Annotated in this window: 15 protein-coding genes; 5 read left to right on the forward strand and 10 right to left on the reverse strand. The window is 49.4% G+C overall.

Translation table 11 applies throughout. The features are described from left to right. The first annotated feature begins 31 nt into the window (after positions 1-31). Entirely contained in the window at positions 32-454 is a 423-nt protein-coding gene (locus P4S59_RS17100) for an organic hydroperoxide resistance protein (RefSeq protein ID WP_005374640.1), read from the forward strand. Between the two features lie 59 nt (positions 455-513). Here P4S59_RS17100 and P4S59_RS17105 read toward each other — a convergent pair whose 3' ends face one another. The 6 genes from P4S59_RS17105 to P4S59_RS17130 form a co-directional block, all read right to left on the reverse strand. Further along, entirely contained in the window at positions 514-1,413 is a 900-nt protein-coding gene (locus P4S59_RS17105) for an AraC family transcriptional regulator (RefSeq protein ID WP_253651921.1), read from the reverse strand. 178 nt (positions 1,414-1,591) lie between these two features. After that, positions 1,592-2,701: a lipocalin-like domain-containing protein gene (locus P4S59_RS17110; RefSeq protein ID WP_337168737.1), complete on the reverse strand. Its 1,110-nt coding sequence runs from the start codon at positions 2,699-2,701 to the stop codon at positions 1,592-1,594. Beyond that, a complete protein-coding gene (locus P4S59_RS17115; protein ID WP_337168738.1) occupies positions 2,701-5,211 on the reverse strand; it encodes an ABC transporter permease in 2,511 nt (836 codons plus the stop codon). Before P4S59_RS17115 ends, P4S59_RS17110 begins: the two co-directional genes overlap by 1 nt. Then, on the reverse strand, positions 5,198-5,917 hold the full coding sequence (locus P4S59_RS17120; protein ID WP_337168739.1) for an ABC transporter ATP-binding protein: 720 nt from the start codon (positions 5,915-5,917) through the stop codon (positions 5,198-5,200). The genes P4S59_RS17115 and P4S59_RS17120 overlap by 14 nt, the downstream gene beginning before the upstream one ends. Positions 5,918-6,143: 226 nt before the next feature. Next, on the reverse strand, positions 6,144-6,389 hold the full coding sequence (locus P4S59_RS17125) for a DUF3297 family protein (protein ID WP_005383498.1): 246 nt from the start codon (positions 6,387-6,389) through the stop codon (positions 6,144-6,146). A gap of 104 nt (positions 6,390-6,493) precedes the next feature. Then, positions 6,494-8,485: a U32 family peptidase gene (locus P4S59_RS17130; RefSeq protein ID WP_337168740.1), complete on the reverse strand. Its 1,992-nt coding sequence runs from the start codon at positions 8,483-8,485 to the stop codon at positions 6,494-6,496. Between the two features lie 227 nt (positions 8,486-8,712). On the opposite strand from P4S59_RS17130, the gene P4S59_RS17135 reads away from it, so the two are divergent. Continuing rightward, a complete protein-coding gene (locus tag P4S59_RS17135) occupies positions 8,713-9,159 on the forward strand; it encodes a DUF302 domain-containing protein (RefSeq protein WP_337168741.1) in 447 nt (148 codons plus the stop codon). 95 nt (positions 9,160-9,254) lie between these two features. On the opposite strand, the gene ptsG is transcribed toward P4S59_RS17135, so the two are convergent. After that, positions 9,255-10,697 (reverse strand): glucose-specific PTS transporter subunit IIBC, encoded by a 1,443-nt coding sequence (gene ptsG, locus P4S59_RS17140; protein ID WP_025500127.1) that lies wholly within the window; start codon positions 10,695-10,697, stop codon positions 9,255-9,257. Positions 10,698-10,962: 265 nt separating this feature from the next. Between ptsG and P4S59_RS17145 the strand changes: the two genes are divergently transcribed. From P4S59_RS17145 to P4S59_RS17155, 3 genes are read left to right on the forward strand one after another with little or no spacing between them, the layout of a single operon-like run. Beyond that, complete coding sequence (locus P4S59_RS17145; RefSeq protein ID WP_005383484.1) at positions 10,963-11,670, forward strand: response regulator; 708 nt, start codon at positions 10,963-10,965, stop codon at positions 11,668-11,670. Then, complete coding sequence (locus P4S59_RS17150) at positions 11,660-13,090, forward strand: ATP-binding protein (protein ID WP_193228631.1); 1,431 nt, start codon at positions 11,660-11,662, stop codon at positions 13,088-13,090. Before P4S59_RS17145 ends, P4S59_RS17150 begins: the two co-directional genes overlap by 11 nt. 2 nt (positions 13,091-13,092) lie before the next feature. Further along, positions 13,093-14,337, forward strand: a complete 1,245-nt coding sequence (locus P4S59_RS17155; RefSeq protein ID WP_337168742.1) for an ABC transporter substrate-binding protein — start codon at positions 13,093-13,095, stop codon at positions 14,335-14,337. 73 nt (positions 14,338-14,410) lie between these two features. On the opposite strand, the gene P4S59_RS17160 is transcribed toward P4S59_RS17155, so the two are convergent. Genes P4S59_RS17160 through P4S59_RS17170 form a run of 3 tightly spaced genes read right to left on the reverse strand, consistent with a single transcriptional unit; the run spans position 14,411 to position 18,612 of the window. Continuing rightward, positions 14,411-15,613 (reverse strand): type III PLP-dependent enzyme, encoded by a 1,203-nt coding sequence (locus P4S59_RS17160; protein ID WP_337168743.1) that lies wholly within the window; start codon positions 15,611-15,613, stop codon positions 14,411-14,413. Further along, positions 15,606-17,435, reverse strand: a complete 1,830-nt coding sequence (locus P4S59_RS17165; RefSeq protein ID WP_337168744.1) for an IucA/IucC family protein — start codon at positions 17,433-17,435, stop codon at positions 15,606-15,608. Before P4S59_RS17165 ends, P4S59_RS17160 begins: the two co-directional genes overlap by 8 nt. Next, positions 17,407-18,612: an MFS transporter gene (locus P4S59_RS17170; RefSeq protein ID WP_337168745.1), complete on the reverse strand. Its 1,206-nt coding sequence runs from the start codon at positions 18,610-18,612 to the stop codon at positions 17,407-17,409. The genes P4S59_RS17165 and P4S59_RS17170 overlap by 29 nt, the downstream gene beginning before the upstream one ends. Positions 18,613-18,618 lie beyond the last annotated feature (6 nt).

Raw genomic sequence — 18,618 nt, forward strand, 5'->3', positions numbered from 1 at the left:
GCGCACAATTTAAATTAAGAAGGACAATCGCATGACTACTCTATACAAAACTCAAGCTACTGCTTTGGCTGGTCGTAATGGTCAAGTAAAAACAGATGACGGTCTTCTCGATCTAGAGCTGTCATACCCGAAGGAAATGGGCGGCACAGGTGCGGCAACTAACCCTGAGCAGCTTTTCGCAGCGGGCTATTCAGCATGTTTTTCTAACGCTATTCTGCACGTAGCACGTGAAGGTAAAGTAAACCTGAAAAGTGCACCCGTAACAGCGGAAGTGGGCATTGGTCCGAACGATAACGGCGGCTTTGCACTAACAGTGAGCTTAGCGGTAGAGCTAGATATGCCACAAGAACAAGCATTAGAGCTAACGCGCATTGCACACCAAGTTTGCCCATACTCAAACGCCGTTCGGGGCAATATTGATGTTGCTGTTACAGTAAACGGCGAAGCGATCTAATCGATTTAGACATTATTTCTAATAGAAGGAAAGCCTGCGAACGTGCAGGCTTTTTTCGATTATTTGATGGCAGTGCAGAAGCTGACGTCTGCATGGTGCGTTTGTGGATCGTAGCTATGATAAAGTTCGAAGCAAGGTCGACAGTCGTTCTCAATACCAGATTCAACCACTTTGCTCATCAAATCATCCCATGCTTTAGGGTATTGGCTGAATTCGGTAATTTGCTGGCGCATCACCGCATATTGACCGCCGGGGAAGTCTTGCAGCTCAATGCCTTTTGGTACTTCGGTATCTTCTGGCACCATTAGACAGATGTCAGTACGACACTTCTCGTCTGGCGTGATTTCTGGGTTATCGTGATAAATGAAGATACAGGTATTGCCCGCCAAACCTTTCATTCCTGCCCATTGATACAAGCGACCTGATGGTTCTTCATAACCTTGGCCATAAGGGCCGTTAACGCGAATGTAAGCCAATTTTGCTTTATCAAAGTTTTGCGTTTCCATATTGTTGCTCCATGTTGTGAGTTCAGAGTCAGTATATGAATTGCTTAGGGTTCGTTCGTTTCCATTCTTGCGCAGTGCGTGTCCAATCTTGCTGTTTCGCGCGAGTTCAGAAAATTGCTGGTAGTTTTTACAGTCGCGAAAGGCGGTTGGTGTTACGCCATAATGCTGCTTAAACGCTTTAGCTAGGCTTTGCGAACTAGAAAAACCGTACTCTAACGCGATGTTCAGCACTGGTTGCTTTGATTTGAAAAGGTCGTCTGCTGCCGCCTCTAGCCGTAAACGTCGAATGAAGTCGGCTAATGTTTCGCCTTGTACCGCCTTGAAGGTACGGTGAAAGTGATAGGGAGAGAGGTTGGCTAGCGCTGCCACTTCGAGCAAATTGAGAGGAGCGTTAAAGTGCTGTTCCAGATAGCGAATAACAGGAACGAGTCGTTGGTGATAATCGACACGCATGAGAGGGGCCACCCTTGTTTGATTTGCTCAAAGCGTACCGCAATGAAGCAAGGATTCAAGGCTAGTATCGAATAAATGCGTCGTAGTCATTTATTTCTGATTGTGATGCATTCTGTTGCGGGTAGGAGATAGTTCTTAAGATGGCTTCTCAACGGTAATTGAAATCCGTTAAGAGCGCTTAATATCCCGTCAGCTCCATATAACCAGTCCCAGAATGAGAGCCATCAATATGCACTGGACCTTCCCAATAAGGCACAGAAAGGGGCATTTTCGCATTCGGGTTGAGTGCAGAAACCGTAAGCTCAACTTGCTGGTTAGGAATCGACACTTGCCACTGGGTTGGATACTTTCGCCCTTGGATTTCTGTTTGCTTAGTCGCCTTTAACTGAATGTCTTTTTGAGAAATGGCGATGCCAGAACCATCTTGCTGCATCAGCCTTGCGCTGGAGTAGCTGGCTGCTCCGGTTTTGGAATCCCGCAATTGGAACACTACCAAGCTGGTTTCGTCACTTAACCTTAGGGCAAACCAGTCCCAGCCTTGTTGTGAGTCGAGTAAGAATTGCGAGCTCCACTCTCGATCTATCCAGCCTTTGCCCGAAACTTGATGGGTTTCGCCGTCGATGGTGACTTCACCGGAGACATCAATAAACGGTTGGCTGTAGTAATACGAAGCCACCTGACCATCGGCACTTTTGGTGCTGTAACCTTGCTCGCCTTGCTTTTGATACGGTGCGCTGCTGGTAAGAGTGAGCGAATAGCCAAACTGTTCGGAGTTCGCCTTCAATGTGGCAGGGAAGAGGTCGGTGGTTGAAGAAGTCCACTGCCAATCATCGAGGTAAACACGAAACGGTGAAGTGTCGACGCCGGCTAGAGAGGCTTGAGCGCGTGACCATTTTTCATCGGCGTAATGTTTGTCCGTTGTAGTGACCGCGCTGTGCGCCATGTAGATTTGTTGAGCTTGCCACTCGGTTTTCTTCACGTCATCTTCGCCCGTTGGCGGCGCAGCAGCAAAGCGAAATTGTGTCCACTGAACGCCAAGTTGAGTGCCATCTTCATCAATTAAGTTAGCGGTTAAGTACCACCATTCATGACGAAAGTCTGGGTGCGCTTGATGGTCTGCTGGGAAGGTGAGTTCAACCCCTTTTTCTACGGGTGTGAATGGGTTGCTCTCGCTTTGCGTATCTCCGCTTCCCAGCAACGTGCCCATACTTTGTTGCTGCGTATCTTCACAACCAAACAGGAATAAGCTGCTTATGAGTAGAGTAAGCTTGCTTGCCAATCGAACCATCACAACACCTCGCTTTGCAAACTGGACACGACAGGCTTACTGACCAATCGCCACAGCGGAATCAAGGTGGCAATCACCGCCACCAAGATGGTGATCGCCGCAATGCTGAGGGCATCACTCCAATTCCACAGATAATTTAAGCTCCAACCAAAAGCGCGCAAGGTGACGATATCTGTCAGCACATAACCCACCATAGCTCCTAGAGGTAAGGCGATAACCAGAGTAAAACTCACCAAAGCAATGATCTGTCCGACCACCATGGTCATTAATTTACGACGGCTGACGCCAAGTGCATACAGTCTTGCAATGGCGGCTTTGCGCGCGTCAAGCAACATGAAGCAAGCACTGAACAAACCAATCACGGCGACCATCAAAGTCACGCCGTTGAGTGCGCGCGTAATGGCGAAGGTCTGCGAGAAAATATCCAACGCGATGGATTTGATTTGCGCCTGATCGTAGAGCTGACTTGGATGCAGATTCAATTGATCGCGCAGTTGCTCGTAGACGATTTGTGGGTCCCCCGAGACTTTTATGCCAAGGCTTGTCGGCAGGTCGGTAAATCCGCTCTCTTTCCATAACTTTGGTGCTAATAACACTTCACCATTGGGTGAGCCGTAATCGTGGAATATCGCACCCACAAGCAGGTTCTTATTTGGAATGGCATCAAGCTTAAGTTCGCTACCCAGTGATAAACCCAGTTTGACCGCGGTTGGTTCACTGATCGCGACTGATTCACCTTGGTAAAAACGCTGCCAGAAGTTCTCCAAATGCGATTTGAACACCATGGTTTGTTCTAAGGTGTCTTTGTCTTTGGTGCCAAGCAAAATCGGTAAGCCTTGCAGGTTATCGTCGACGTAGTATTGCTTGTAGACGGTCTCAACCTTGTCGAACTGCCCTAACGCGCGCTCTACATCTGCGATTTCCCCTTGCGCAGGGCTGACGTAAATATCGGCATGTAGCCTCTGTTCTAGCCACTGTTTTAGGGTGGATTCGAAGCTGCCCACTAAGGTATTCATCCCCATATTGGCAGTAACGGCGAGTAGCAGTGCCATCATGGCGAGAGAAAGCGGAGAAATCAGCTCACGCAGCTCTGCAAACAGATACTGCATCAAACCAGAACTGGTGCGCTTTTCACACCAATTTGCTAAGACGCTGAGTGTTTTGGGTAGATACAAAGGAATCGACACCACAAGCACGCCGAGCCACGCCATGGTGAAGCGGTGATGCTCACTCAGCCATAACCCTGCAAGTGCGAAAGCCGTCAACACAGCACCTATCACGAACAATTGGTTTTCGTTAGAGGCTTCAGGCGCTTGATAAAAACCGCCATGAGAGGAAAGCGGCTGGCGCACTCGCTGTTTAAAGTGCTGCCAACATGCCAATAGGGTTGCGGCTAACGTGAGCAGCAGCGCTTGCGCCCACCATTGCCACTGCCAAGTGCCGGGCAGCAGTGTCGCACCATAAAGTTGTTCTAAAGTCAGTGCCACGGTCGGATGCAACCAATGGCTGAGCTGCATGCCCAATACAAAACCGAGGGAAGCGCCGATGGTAACGAGAATAGTGAGTTCAACTAACAGCGCAGAGAACACAATGCTCGGCGCAACACCCGCCTGTTGAATTTGCATTAACAGGCGATTGCGTTTCAGCAAGCTGTACTTAACGCCGTTGTAAGCAATGAACAGCCCGACTAAAAAGGCGAGTAAGCTCATTGCTGTGAGATTGAGGTGAAAGCTGTCGGTCAGCGAGCCAAGGTCGGTACTTTGATTATTGGAAATCCATTGTCCTTGCTCACCAATGATGCTTTGCCAATTTGCTTGCGTGTCTTTATGCCCTTTATCACCCGAATGGAAAACCGCAATGTAACTGAGCTGTCCTTGTTTATTGAGCAGTTGCTGGGTAAAGCCAATGTCCATCAACATTCGGCTACCTAACTGCCATTCGTCTGGTAGCACCACCACTTGGGTTGGAATGTCGTCCAGAGTTAGGGTTTCTACCTCTCCTAAGTTTTGATGTTGAGATTGGCTCATCATCACGATGGGCTTGCCAGCCAAAAGCTCAGGTAAAGGCAAAGCACTGTCGAACAAAGACACGTTCTGTTGGTTTTCTGAAGAATAGCGCGAACGTGAAGAGATGGCGGCAATTAACTCGCTACCTTGTACTGACCAGCGACGCCCTTGTTTGTCTCTCACTCTCCCTTCGATTATAGGTAGCGCTGCACTGAGTCCGTTTTGTCTAAGGGTGAAGTAGAGCGATTCGGGCAGATAGTTTTGCCCTGCTGGTGGAATAATTAAGTTCTGAGCTTGTGCGCTAAGCTGCTCGGTAGACTCAGCATAACTGCGCTTGGCATTGAGGTTGATGGATTGCACCGCAACAAACAAGGTCACAGCCAGCACAATACCGATCAGAATCGCGGCGGCTTGCAGTGGGGCCTGCCGATAGTGCGCCGCAAACAGATTCAGGGCGAGTCGAGTATGAGTGAATCTGGTGTTTGGTTGCTTAGCTTGCTTCATGATGTTGCTCATTTACATCGCGCTGATTTTGCGTCAGTCCGCTTTGCAAACGACCATCCTTTAAACGTAATTGGGTTTGCATAAACTCGGCACACTCAGGGCTATGCGTCACCAAGAGCACAGCGGTATTGCCTTGGGTGGTGATTTCATTCAACAGTTTCATCACTTCTAAGCCCGCTTTTTGGTCAAGGTTGCCTGTGGGTTCATCGGCAAGCAGAAGTTTGGGTTTGTGGGCAAGTGCACGGGCAATCGCGACGCGTTGTTGTTGACCGCCTGAAAGAGCAGAAACATGCCTGTCGAGAAGCTGGCTGATGCCTAACGTTTCGACCAGATAATCGCACCAGTCATTCCATTTCTGTTGATTCAAATTGAGAGGAAAGGCGATGTTTTGCTGTACGTTGAGTGGCGTTAATAGATTGAATTGCTGAAAAATAACCCCGAGTTTTTGATGGCGGAAGCGGCTCCATTGTGGGTCTTTCCAAGCCACCGTGTTATCGCCATCTAACCACAACTCACCTTCGGAAAGCGGCTCAAAGCCAGCGATGATATTAAGCAAGGTACTTTTGCCGCTACCACTTGCGCCTGTCAGTGCGACACTCGCTCCCGAATTGAGGGTGAAGTCGACGCCTTCCAGCACACGATGGCTCTCTTTGCCATCGACAAAGCTTTTGCTGGCGTGTTTGAGTGTGACAAGTGGGCTTTCCATTTCCTCTCCCTGTATTAAAAAGGTGTCGTTTCTTTTGGCAATGGTTATTACAGTAAGTTCTATAGAAACTTTAGCCAACAATCAGATAAAAACAGCGATTTACATCGATTTCTTAATAACTTGTACTGAATAGAGGAGGGAATAGATTAATCGAGAAAGGGATATAACAGGCATTAAAAAAGCCCGAGTCAAACTCGAGCTTTCAAAGAAATTCAGCTTGGTCAGCTTATACGTAGTACGCTTCAACTTCGCCTTTAAGTTTGATCAGCATTGGGTTACCAAAACGGTCTTTTGCTTTAGGAGAAGCAATTTTCACCCAACCTTCGCTCACGCAGTATTCTTCTACGTCTGTGCGCTCTTTGCCGTTAAAACGGATACCGATTTGGTGATCGAAACATTCTTTGATGAAGAATGGGCTACGTGGGTTACCTGCTAGGCGATCTGGTAGAGCTGGTTTAGCTGTATCTGTCATGTTTGTGACCTAAATTCCGTAAAAAGTGCGCCATTGTAGTCAGTGCACAGTGAGTGTTCAAGATATGTTGAGAGTCGATACGTTGTTTAACTTTCAAGTAACGCCTACAACCCCTTTAAATACTGCGCGTTGGCTGTTGGTTGAATCATGGCATTCAGCGTTTGGACGGCTTGTTCACTGTGATCTTCAAGTAGAGCTAAGAACGCGTCAATCAACTCAGGTTTGCTTGCTGAGACTTTAGTTTCGGTCTGGATATCACGCAGATCGATCAACACATCGGTAAACAATTGCGGCAGATCGTGCAGCACTTGCAGGTTTAAGACGTTGTGCTCGCTGTAGATTGAATTGTGGCTGCCTTTCTGTTTTTGCACCACGTAAGGACTGTCTTTTAAGTTGATGATAGACGTGCGTTTATCACAGCGTTTCAAACAACCTTTGTTGACCTTCACCTTACGGCATCCTTCGGTTTGTTGGAACAAACATTGGCGGCTCGTGAGTAGGGTATTTGGATGATAAATGCTGTAGAAGCTGCGCATGTTTTTCGGACGCTTGATATGGCGCATCTGCTTCATATTCAGCTCGTTAGAAACAAACGCGCCACTTGCCGCGAACTCGTCTTGAAGGCATTTAAACGCGTATGAGTTCACCGTGTTCATTTGTGGGCCTGCCACCCAGCCTAAGCCGAGCTCTTTTGCGATCATGCCGACGCCTGAGTTGTTGGTGATCAACAACTCAGGTTGGATGGTTTCCAAAAATACGCGCGCGGCGTGGTAGTCTTCGCCAATCAAAATGGCTGGGAACCAAGGTTTGAGCATTGGGTTGGCTTGGAACAACTCAATCATCGCGCTCAGTTCGCCAGACAATCCCATTGGCAATTGATAGTAAACATCAATGTCGTGATATTCGCACAGCATGGCTTCTTGTGCTGACGAGATCAGAACCGATAATTTTGGCGCACCTTGGCGAGGGTCTGGTTGAGGTAACGCTGGCAGAGTTGGTACATCAATCGACCCTTTCAAGCTGCTGCCGGATACTTGTGTTGAAGTGACATCGAACGACTTGGTTTGCTCTGCCACTTTCTCAATGATCGCGGTTTTGTCATCGTACAGTTTCTTTTTCACCGCTTGCACATCATCAGCAGACTGGCATTGATAAACCTTCGAAAAATGCTTTACAGCGTGGTCGCGCGGGTTGTCGATGTACATCGCCTTGCCGAAATCACCTTGCAAAAATGCGTTGGAGAAATCACGGTTGAACACCGTGTACAACTCGGTGGTGTCTTCAGAGAGTTCCAAGCCTTCGCACAAGCGATCAATTTGCTGACGCCAATTGTCGACCACGGTATAGACGTAGTGCGATTTCTTGATTCGACCTTCCACTTTTAATGAATACACGCCAGCATCGGCAAGCGCTTTCAAGTCCCCAAAGGCGGAATTGTCTTTCATATTTAGTGGGTAGTTGTTGCCCGTTTTGGTCGTTTCGTACTGTTCGCGACAAGGTTGGCTGCAGCGTCCACGGTTACCTGATGCACCATTGCGAGCGGAACTGATATAGCAAATTCCGGAGAATCCGATGCAGTATGAGCCGTGGACAAACACTTCCATCATTACGTTGTGCTCGCGGCCAAATTGCGCCAGATGTTTTATTTCATCGATGTTAAGTTCGCGAGATAAGTTTACTCGGCTTGCGGTGAGCTGGTTGAGAAAGAGGATCTGGCCTTCGTTATGCGTGTTTAGTTGCGTTGAAGCGTGCACATCCAAATCGGGAAAGTGATGTTTGAGAATGTAGGCCAGACCGAGATCTTGCACGATCACGCCATCGATTTTGGTGGTGTTCAGTTGGCTGAGTAAGCGAACAATCGCCGGAATTTCACTTTCTAAAATCAGCACATTCAACGTTAGGAAAATCTTACAGCTGTGCTGATGGGCCAACGTTAACACGCCATTTAAGTTATCTAAGGTGAGGTTGGTCGCTCGGTTACGAGCATTGAAGCGGTCGAGCCCACAGTAAATTGCATCGGCGCCAGCGGCAATGGCGGCTTTGATGGAATCTAAATCACCACCGGGTGCTAATAACTCAAATTGATCGCGTGTCACTACTTTTCTCTTTCTTACTAAAATAGGCTGCAAATGTTACGTATTTCACGCTTTTGATGCTCGGCTAGTTAATGCTTTATTAATCTGAATCAATTAATCCGTGTTACACGGTCGACTCTTGAGTGGGTAGAGTGCAATTCGCGATAGCGGAATCTGACTTCTATAGTTTTCCTACACTTGGTTTTTCTATATCTAGTTTTCGACTCAGAAAGAGGAAGGGACGACAAATGAAAAAAGTAATCATCGGGTTGGTCGTGGCGTTGACGTCATTGAGTGCGTTGGCTGGTGAGGGCGTGGTAACCGTTGCGAGCACGCATTCAGCAAAAGGTACGGCGGATAAATTTGTCGCTATCGCGCAAGAAAAAGGGTTGAACGTCTTTGCGCGCATTAACCATCAAGAGAATGCCACGAAAGTCGATATGACGTTGCGACCAACTGAAGTTATCGTGTTTGGAAACCCTAAAGTGGGCACACCACTGATGATCTGTACGCAGGAGGTGGCGCTCGATTTACCCCAAAAAGTGTTGGTGTATGAAGATGCTGAAGGCAAAACGTGGTTAGCTTACAACGATCCGATGTATTTAAAACAGCGCCATCATATTGAAGGCTGCGACGAGGTATTGAACAAAATCAGCGGCGTGCTGGGCAATTTAACCAACGCGGCGGCGAAGTAGGGCTGGTTATTGGCTTCGCTTTTTTTACTCCGAAAACGAAAAAGCCAACCTCACAAGGAGGTTGGCAAATCTTACCTAGATTGGGGGAGGTAAGATCAGGAGGTGGCGAGTACGCTGTGCACTTCTGACTTAATTGAGTCAGACTGCGTACCGAAAATCGCTTGTAAACTGTCGCCAATCACTAACACATCTCGCGCGCCGAGCGCTTTTAGCTTAGCAACATCAACGTTGGCAATGTCTTTCACCGAGACGCGCAGACGAGTAATACACGCATCGACTGACTTGATATTGGCTTTGCCGCCCAATGCAGCTACTACATCAACCGCAATTTCATCAGGTTGCCCGGCAATCTTCACTTCTGCAATGTCGGTTTCACGACCCGGCGTTTTTAGATCCAACTTCACAATTAGGAAGCGGAACAAGCCGTAGTACAGCGTCGCCCAGATTGGACCGATGATGATGAACATCCACGCGTTGGTCGACATTGGGTAGTAAAGGAAGAACTGGATCGCGCCGTGCGCAAAGTCCGTACTGTGTTTGATTTCCAAAAATGCGGTGATCGCAAACGCAATACCGGTAAGGAAAATATGGATCACGTACAGCACTGGCGCGACGAATAAGAAGGTAAACTCGATTGGCTCTGTGATACCAGTTAACCAAGAGGTCAACGCCGCAGACATCATCAAACCGCCGACGATTTTCTTACGCTCAGGAGACGCGCAGTGGTAAATCGCCAGTGCCGCTGCTGGTAGCGCCCACATGGAGTACATAAAGCCACCAGACAGATAACCTGCGGTTTTATCGCCTGCGAAGAAGCGAGTGAGCTCACCGGTAAACTCTTTGCCGGTTTCTGGGTCTACATAGCTGCCGACTTCAAAGAAGAACGGCGCATTCCAGATGTGGTGCAAACCAACCGGGAGTAAAGAACGTTCGCCCGCGCCGTATACCGCCCACGCGAGTACAGGGTTTTGGTACGCTGCCCAATGAGAAAATGCATCAAGAAGTTGTCCGACAGGTGGCCATGCAAACGCGAGAATCGCACCAACGACGATCGCCGATAAACCGGTGACAATGGGCACAAATCGCTTACCCGCGAAAAAGCCCAAATATTCCGGCAGCTTGATGTTGTAGAAGCGGTTGTACATGATTGCCGCGACCGCACCGATAAAGATGCCGCCAAACACCCCGGTTTGCAGCGTCTCAACGCCCATGATGGTGGCGTCAGTTTCTAGGCCGCGCAGGCCAGTCACGATACCGAGCGATGCGTTCATAATAATTAGGCCAACTAAGCCTGCGAGCGCAGCGGCACCGTCATTGCCTTTTGATAACCCGAGCGCCACACCGACCGCAAACATCAACTGCATGTTGCCGAACACGCCTTCACCGGCAGCGAGCATCACTTTGTTGACCGCGTCTGGAATAAACGCAAAACCCGCGTTACCAATACCCAGCATTAAGCCGGCTACCGGTAACACCGCCACAGGCAGCATCAACGACCGCCCTATTTTTTGTAGTTGTCCAAATATACTTGCAAACATGGTTTCCTCCTGACGAATGCCAGTGTTGTAGGACCTGATTCCTTCAGATCATGTTGTTTCACGTAAGGTCAGGATGATCATAGCGAGCAAGGCGGCGCCTAAGGTTACAAAAGGCAATCAGTTTGTAAGTGGCCGCTTACAAATCTCTTACACCGAGAAGTGAAAATTGTAATCGGCTCGATTGTGAATGTGCGTTTAAGAATGCATCATATTGGCCAGCGCCAAACTCAGGGGCAGGCACAGGGAAGGACACAGGGAAAGTAGGATGGAAAACAAGCAGATACTGGTCGTCGATGACAACCTCGACCTTCGCGAAGCGTTGTCGGATTACCTTGGTCGCGCTGGGTTTGAAGTGCTTTGCGCGGAAAACGGCGGCGTGATGTGGCAACTGCTCAACGATCACCATCCTGATTTAATCATCCTCGATATTATGATGCCCGGTGAAGACGGCTTTACCCTGTGCCAAAAACTGCGCAAAAACTCCGATATCCCGATCATCATGCTGACCGCCGTCACTGAAGAAGCCGACCGAGTCGCAGGGCTAGAAATGGGCGCTGATGACTACATCACCAAATCATTCAGCCCGCGTGAACTGCTCGCGCGTATCAAAACGATTCTGAGACGCAGCCAATCGACCGCCAATAGCAAACTGACGCGTAAAGTGCGTTTTGACGATTGGTTATTAGATACCGTAACCCGGCAACTGACCCACGTTGCTAGCCGCGAGGTTAAGCAACTGAGTGGCGCGGATTTGTCGCTGCTCGGTTTATTCGTCAACCACGCGCAATCAATATTATCTCGCGATGACATTGCGCGCGAGATCTGGGGACGCGATGCCGACCCGTTTGAACGCGGCATTGACGTGCAGATCAGCCGCTTGCGTCATCACCTTGAAGATAAAGACCGTTCGCTGATCCTAACGGTGCGCAACAAAGGCTACATGCTGACCACGGACGTGCATTATGAGAATTAAACGCTGGACGGGATCACTGGTCGTTCGTACCAGTGTGTTCCTGTTGCTGGTGATCATTCTGGCGCAGGTATTATCCGGGATTATCTGGTATCAACACGCCAACGAACGCGATAAAGAAGGCCTGACCACCACGGTCAAAAGCTTAGCACTGAGCGCTTCTTCCACCATCGCTTTCTTTCAAACCCTCCCTTCTGAATATCGCCACTTGGTGCTCAATCAACTACGCAATATGGGCGGCACGCGCTTTTTCGTCTCACTCAACAACCACCAGATTGACGTCGACCCACTGCCAGAAAGCGAACGCAAAACGTTGGTCATCAACCAAGTTCGCGAGGTATTAGAAAGCGAGTTGAGCGGCATTCCTAATATCGAGGTGGAGTTCACCCAGCGCGACAAACTCAAAGTGTTCAACAACGAGCTACCTATCGATGAACTGCCACTATTGTGGGCGCATTATTCGCTTTCGTTTGGTGACCTCAACCCACCCATTCTGGTGATGCAGGTCGAAGTCGCGCAGAACGAATGGTTTTATCTCGCGGCGGTGCTACCCGCGCCTTACATCAACCTAGAGACTAACTATTTTGAGCTGCGCCAATGGCTGACGCTATTGCTGTCCGCGCTAATGCTGTTGCTGTGTACCTGGTTTATCGTTCGCAAAGAAATTCAACCAATTCGAGAGCTGGCAAAAGCCGCAACCCTGATGTCGAGCCGACTAGACGTGCCCGAAGTCTCTGAGCGAGGCAGTAACGAACTGAAAGCGGCGGTACGTGCGTTTAACAAGATGAATCGACGCATCGACAGCCATATTAAAGACCGTGAAATGTTGTTCAGCGCCATCTCCCACGATCTGAAAACGCCGATTGCCTGCCTAAAACTGCGAGCGGAGATGCTGGATGACGACGCCGACCGAGAACGCTTTATCCGCCTGAGTAACGACCTAGATTTGATGGTCAAAGGCGCATTGCAATGCATTAAAGAGACCGATATCCACGAGGAAATCGAGCCGATCAATTTCACCCAACTGATTCAGCACATTTCCGCCAATATCGCCGATGCGCCGGACACAATTCGCATCCACGGTGAAATCCGCACCCACTTTGCTGGTAAACCGTTAGCGATTAAGCGCTGCATTCAGAATCTGGTCGATAACGCGCTCAAATACGGCCATCAAGCGGACATTACGCTGAGTGAAAGCCCAGAGTCGATCCAGATTGAAATTGAAGATCACGGTGACGGCGTTGACGATTTATTACTTGAAAAGCTCTGCCAGCCATACTTCCGCGCTAGCAACGATAAAGAAGGCAGTGGGCTGGGGTTAACCATTTCACAGAGTATTGCAAAGGCTCATGGCGGCAACTTGCTGCTGAGCCATTCTCAGTTTGGCGGCCTCTGCGCCACACTGACTTTCCCGAGAGACTGACTATGAACAAACTGGCATTCTTGTTCCCACTGTTGCTCGCCCCTTGCGTCGCTCACGCTGAGTCTCCACAAGGGGTAGAGTTTTTACATTGGTGGACTTCTGACGGCGAGCAGCAAGCGCTGCAAACACTTAAAGCTCAGCTAAAACGGCACGATATAGAGCTGCTGCAAAGCCCGGTGTTAGGCGGTGGTGGCGACAGTGCGATGACGGTACTGCAAGCTCGTGCGCTGGCGGGCAATCCACCCAGCTTCGCGCAAATCGAAGGGCCAAGTATTAAGGCGTGGGATGCCATCGGTATTTTGCACAACGTCAATGCGGTAGCGGATGAGCAGCGTTGGGACGAGGTGCTCTACCCGCTGTCTATCGAAATCAATAAAACACAAAACGGCTATATCGCCCTGCCACTTACGCTGCACCGCTTAAACTGGCTGTGGGTCAACCACAAGCTGCTTAAACAACTGAATCTGTCCGCGCCGAAAAACTGGCAAGAGATGTTCGCCGCCATGGAGCTTGCTAAGCAAAATGGCATCGTGCCGATCGCGGTCGGTGAGCAGCCGTGGCAAGTCGCCCAACTTTTCGAGAACTTAGTGATCTCCACTGGCGGTGTTGAGTTCTACACCAATGCGATGGTTAAACTTGAGCGAGACAGCATCGACAGTGATATCCTGCGCCAAGCGTTAACGCAATTTCGCCGCCTGAGTTTGTTGTTCGACAACCAATTACCCGACAGTAAGTGGGATACGGCGACCCAAGCGCTAGCCGACGGTCAAGCGCTGTTTCAAATCGGTGGAGATTGGATTTTAGGTGAGCTGCTCGCCAATCAAGTCTCAGTCCCGCAAGAGGTCGGCTGTTACCCAACGCCTGACAGCGATGGTGTATTCCTCTACAACATGGACAGCTTGGTGTTTATGTCGAGCAAGTCGTTTTCTTCCGAGGCGGCTCAGCAAACCGCAAGCGCGCTGGCAGACGTCGAGTTTCAAGCTAAGTTCAATAAGGTAAAAGGCTCGATTCCGGTACGTACCGATATCGACATCAGCGATTTTAATCCGTGTCAGGTCCAGTCATATCAAGACTTTCACTACGGCGTAAAACAGAACCTCGCAGTACCGAGTATGATTGATTCGATGGCGGTCAATCCGGTTGCTCAGCAAGCGATAAACTCGGAAATCTTCCGTTTTTACCGCAATCCCAAAATGGAACCCGACGAGCTGATAAAACGCATTATTGCTATTTCGCAAAGCGGTTAATGGCAATGAATTTGTGCCGAGTGGAATAAAAAAGCCCCAATGATTGGGGCTTGAGTGAAGCGAAGTATGCCGTTTAGAAATAGTGGAAGATCGGCGGCTCATGCATCAAGAAGTTTTGATGGGAGATGTTCCACGCATAGGCGCCCGCTAAGGTAAACACAACATAATCACCAATATCGACGTGGGCGACGTGTTGATTGCGTGCCAGCACATCTTTGGGCGTACAAAGCTGGCCGACAAAGGTCGCTTGTGCATGCTGAATTGGGTGAGAAATCTCGTGGTGTTGCTCGTTTTTCAGAATGACGAATGGATGGTCATGACTCTGCGCCGCTGGCGTACGGAAGTGGTGAGTTCCTCCGCGCGCGATGACAAAGTTTTCGCCAAGATTTTGCTTAATATCCAGCACTTCCATCACGTAATAACCGCACGCCGCCGTGATGAACCGTCCGCATTCAAAACGCAGCGTCCAATGTTGCAATTGCTCTTTGGCGATCAGGAATTCCAACTTGTCGCAAAACTCCATCCACGGAAAGTGTTGCTCAGGATTTTGGTAGTTGATGCCCATGCCGCCGCCCAAGTTGATCATCAGCTCACCGAGTTCGAACTCCTGCTGCCACGCCTTCACGACCTGGAAATAGTGCTGCATTAACGCTAAGTGACGTTCAACATCGAGCTGATGCGACATCAAGTGAAAATGGAAACCTTTCAGCGACACTTGCGGGAAATCGCGCAGCAACATCAAAGCATTGCTCAGTTCGGACTCGTCCAAACCAAAAGGAGTCGGCTTGCCACCCATCGCCAACTTACTGAGCGTGATGTCGCCAATATCAATGTTCATACGCAAAAAGATCGAAGCAGGGCGGTTGAGGCGCTCGGTTAGTGCTCCAATGCGTTGTAGCTCGATGAGGCTTTCGACATGAATTGCATCGACATCCAGCTCAATCGCTTGTTGCAATTCACTTGGCATTTTTCCTGGGCCGCCGAAGATCAATGGCTTATCGAGTTGTTGCTGGTGGAGGTGTGCCAACTCCCCACCAGATGCCGCTTCAAAACCATCGACATACGGCGCGAGCGTTTTAAGAATCGGGCCTGATGGATTGGCTTTGGCTGCGTAAAATAGCTCGACATTTTTCGGCAAAACGTGGCGCATTTGTTTGATGTGTTCTTCTAAGGCGTTTAGATCATACAAGTACGCGCACAAGGGTTGATTTTGCTGCTGTGCGAGCGTGTGAATTTGCTGGCTAACGCGTGTCGGTAGGGCATGTGAATTAGACATGTTGCGCTCCTTTTTCGTGTTGCTGCCAAGGCGCGGCGACTTGGGTATAGCTCGACTCCTTATCGGCTTTTTGCATCAAACGCGTGGTGAAATTATTTTTGCTTGGGAAGTGACCGCCATTCAGCAACGCTTCTAGTTCCGGCTGTTTTCCATTCACTGATTGCCAACGCACAATGGCACTTTGCACCGCATTCCACAGCGTTTGCTCTAGTGGCTCATCACCTTCTGCGATGAAGAAAATCGCTTCGCTGATGTTGTTGATAAAGGTGCAGTATCCGATGCGATTCCAGCCTTGTTCGCGACTGTAGTAAACCGATTGTCGTGCACGTTCAGACAGGTCAGTTAATGTTTCTGCTGGCCAGAACTCCGGCAGTAATTTGGTGCCTTCCAAGTCACGAATCCAAACACAACACGGCATCTCTTGCTCAAAGCCAATCAAGGTATTTTGCAAATGCGGCTCAAACGCCACCCCGTGTTTGAAGTAGTAATTAAACACGCCCGGGATCAGGCAATGCAAATAGCGTTCGAACCACAGTGTCGCGATGTCGGAATAGCGATTTTGCGTTGTACGCGCTTTGTTTTTAAGGCGTTGAGCAATGCAACTGTTGCCGTTTTTGTCGTAAGCAAATAGAGCGCCGGCGAGGGTTGGTTTTAAGATATCGACTTCGCTCAGCGAGAAATTTTCGCGATACAAAATCCCAAACGATTCGCGCGCTTTGGTGTTGTCGTCCCAATTACGCTCAGCGACGCTTTCTAGATTCAACGTGGTGGCGTAAGGCTCTGTCATCACTTTAAATACGGGGTTGTGCAGCTGTTCGTTTTCTCTAATTGGTTTAAGAATCGACGTGAGCTGCACGGCGCTGTCGAGTTCGTACCACGCGTTTTTTCGCACGCAATTGGTTAATCGTACGTTGATGGAGAATTTCGCAAACCAATCCATATCTGGGTGGTAGAGGGTACGAACTGAAGAGGTCGGCTGCATCTTTTCACCACCTAAACCCAGTGGCGTGATCTTGCCGTGTTCAATGGCACGCTTCACGCTTGGGTTGCTCAAAATGGTGTAGCTTTCCCAAGGATGGCAAGGGTAGAGTGTCTTCCCATTGCTGGTGGTGTGTTGTGGCGCGAGCTGTTGTAGCATGCGCTGCGCAGGGTTAGCTTCTCCGTCGGAACTCAGCACATCAAGTAAGGACGTATCCACTTCAAACCAGTATAGCGGGACTTGCGCGCCGACTTCTGGAGAAAACGCCAAGAGATCATCCATGGTGACGCCCGAACGACTTTTTGGGGTCGGATGGAAAGTATGACCCCAAATCAGAGACTGTTCCGAAGCGATAAATTCGTTGTGATGCGATTTGGGCGCGACGTTGAGAAACTGCTCGGTAACCAGCACGCTATTTTCCAGTTGTTCGATCAGCTCATGGTTAAACGGGATCGCCAATACCTGCTTGAGATAGTTAAGCAAAAGCGTAAGAGTTTGCGTGGCATCCAATTTTGCCCAACCAGATCCCGGCATTTTCGCCCAAGGCAGTTCTGCCAATTTGATTTTGCCCAGTTTGCTCGCGTAGTGAATCGGCAAAACCAGCACGCCATTTTGTTGAGAAAGATGAACGGCTACCCGCAGCTTGGCGGAATAGTTGCGTTTTAACGTTTGGGGTAGCGATGTCGATTGGTAGTGCCATTCCACTTGTTGATTCGGTAGCGCAAATTCACGTAAGTAACAATTAAGAACACCCATTATCGTGTTGAGTTGGGCCTTCTCCCGATTGAGCTGCACATCATGCGCGCGCAACTCGCTAGTCTGAGAGGATTGAGTTTGTAACATGTTGATTTCCAAATTTTGAATGGAGAACCAGCGCGATCAAGGTGATTACGCTGACTATCGCAGAAAGTAGGAAAGGAACCTCAAGTAGCCCCAAGCTAGAAATGAAAGAAGCGCAAAATCCCGCCGCCACGCCACCCCATTTGGACATGGCATCAAAGCGAGAAAATACTTTGCCACTGAGTTTGCGATCCAGATTGCTCGCAAGATGCTGATGCAATCCGTGATAACAACACACCATCGCGATGCCGAAGACAATTCTCGCAGCAATGAGTGCGGTTTCGGACGCAATCAAATGCAAAGCAGAGCTCACGGCAAGCAATGCAAACCCAAGCCACAACGTGCGCAGCGGTTGATGGCGATTCAGCCCATCTGACAACACGTGGATTTTGCCTGCCAGCAACAGATAGATACCATGCGGCAGTGCGTACAAAAAACCGATCCATGCGTGGTTAGTGATGCCATATTGCTGCACAAATGGCGAGAAATAAGGAAAGGTCACTACCATGGAAAAAGCAAACCCGAACTGAGCAAAGAAGATCCAACGAATAGCATGCATTGCGTTTTTCTGTGCAACAGGTTGTTCTTGCTGAGATTCTGAGTTTGGCTTTTCGAGGTTTTGTTCGGCGGGTTTATCCTCAGGCAGTGTTAGCGTGATGCCCATAGCAATTAAAGGCAAAACGCATAACCAAAGGTACGCGTTGAGCGGATTGGTCTCTGACAAGCTCCAGCCGAGCCCAATGGGCGCAACGATCAGCGCCAAGCGAGCAGATAGTTGGGTTTTATTGAGTGACTTGCCGAGTGTTTTGGCTTCTTTAATTTGACTAGATAAGTAGCTGTTCGAGGCAGCCATGGTGCCACCAAAGGTTCCTTGAACAATAAGACCAAACACAAACATGGCGAGGCTGTCTGCCAAGCCGCACAGTGCAAACCCTGCTGCAAGGCCAAGTTGCGCGCGCAAGAGTGAGCGGCGGCGACCGTAGCGATCGGCAAAGTTGCCCCAAAATCGCGCCGCCAACGCAGTACAAAACGTGGGTAGGATAAACAATACCCCTGCCCAGTCCGCATCAATGTTTGCGCCTAACGTTGGCAACACGACGGGTAGAAATAGCGGCATACCTAACGCGGCAAACGCAGCGATAAAGTGGCACAACAACACACTGTAGATGAGTTTGGTCATAATCGT

Origin of the sequence: Vibrio sp. M60_M70, from assembly GCF_037162085.1 — a bacterium.
Lineage (GTDB): Bacteria > Pseudomonadota > Gammaproteobacteria > Enterobacterales > Vibrionaceae > Vibrio > Vibrio diabolicus.

Bases quoted from the DNA above. Each gene is read 5' to 3' on its own strand.
- P4S59_RS17100 (WP_005374640.1), top strand. From the start codon at position 32: ATGACTACTCTATACAAAACTCAAGCTACTGCTTTGGCTGGTCGTAAT.
- P4S59_RS17105 (WP_253651921.1), bottom strand. From the start codon at position 1,413: ATGCGTGTCGATTATCACCAACGACTCGTTCCTGTTATTCGCTATCTG.
- P4S59_RS17110 (WP_337168737.1), bottom strand. From the start codon at position 2,701: ATGGTTCGATTGGCAAGCAAGCTTACTCTACTCATAAGCAGCTTATTC.
- P4S59_RS17115 (WP_337168738.1), bottom strand. From the start codon at position 5,211: ATGAAGCAAGCTAAGCAACCAAACACCAGATTCACTCATACTCGACTC.
- P4S59_RS17120 (WP_337168739.1), bottom strand. From the start codon at position 5,917: ATGGAAAGCCCACTTGTCACACTCAAACACGCCAGCAAAAGCTTTGTC.
- P4S59_RS17125 (WP_005383498.1), bottom strand. From the start codon at position 6,389: ATGACAGATACAGCTAAACCAGCTCTACCAGATCGCCTAGCAGGTAAC.
- P4S59_RS17135 (WP_337168741.1), top strand. From the start codon at position 8,713: ATGAAAAAAGTAATCATCGGGTTGGTCGTGGCGTTGACGTCATTGAGT.
- ptsG (WP_025500127.1), bottom strand. From the start codon at position 10,697: ATGTTTGCAAGTATATTTGGACAACTACAAAAAATAGGGCGGTCGTTG.
- P4S59_RS17145 (WP_005383484.1), top strand. From the start codon at position 10,963: ATGGAAAACAAGCAGATACTGGTCGTCGATGACAACCTCGACCTTCGC.
- P4S59_RS17150 (WP_193228631.1), top strand. From the start codon at position 11,660: ATGAGAATTAAACGCTGGACGGGATCACTGGTCGTTCGTACCAGTGTG.
- P4S59_RS17155 (WP_337168742.1), top strand. From the start codon at position 13,093: ATGAACAAACTGGCATTCTTGTTCCCACTGTTGCTCGCCCCTTGCGTC.
- P4S59_RS17160 (WP_337168743.1), bottom strand. From the start codon at position 15,613: ATGTCTAATTCACATGCCCTACCGACACGCGTTAGCCAGCAAATTCAC.
- P4S59_RS17165 (WP_337168744.1), bottom strand. From the start codon at position 17,435: ATGTTACAAACTCAATCCTCTCAGACTAGCGAGTTGCGCGCGCATGAT.
- P4S59_RS17170 (WP_337168745.1), bottom strand. From the start codon at position 18,612: ATGACCAAACTCATCTACAGTGTGTTGTTGTGCCACTTTATCGCTGCG.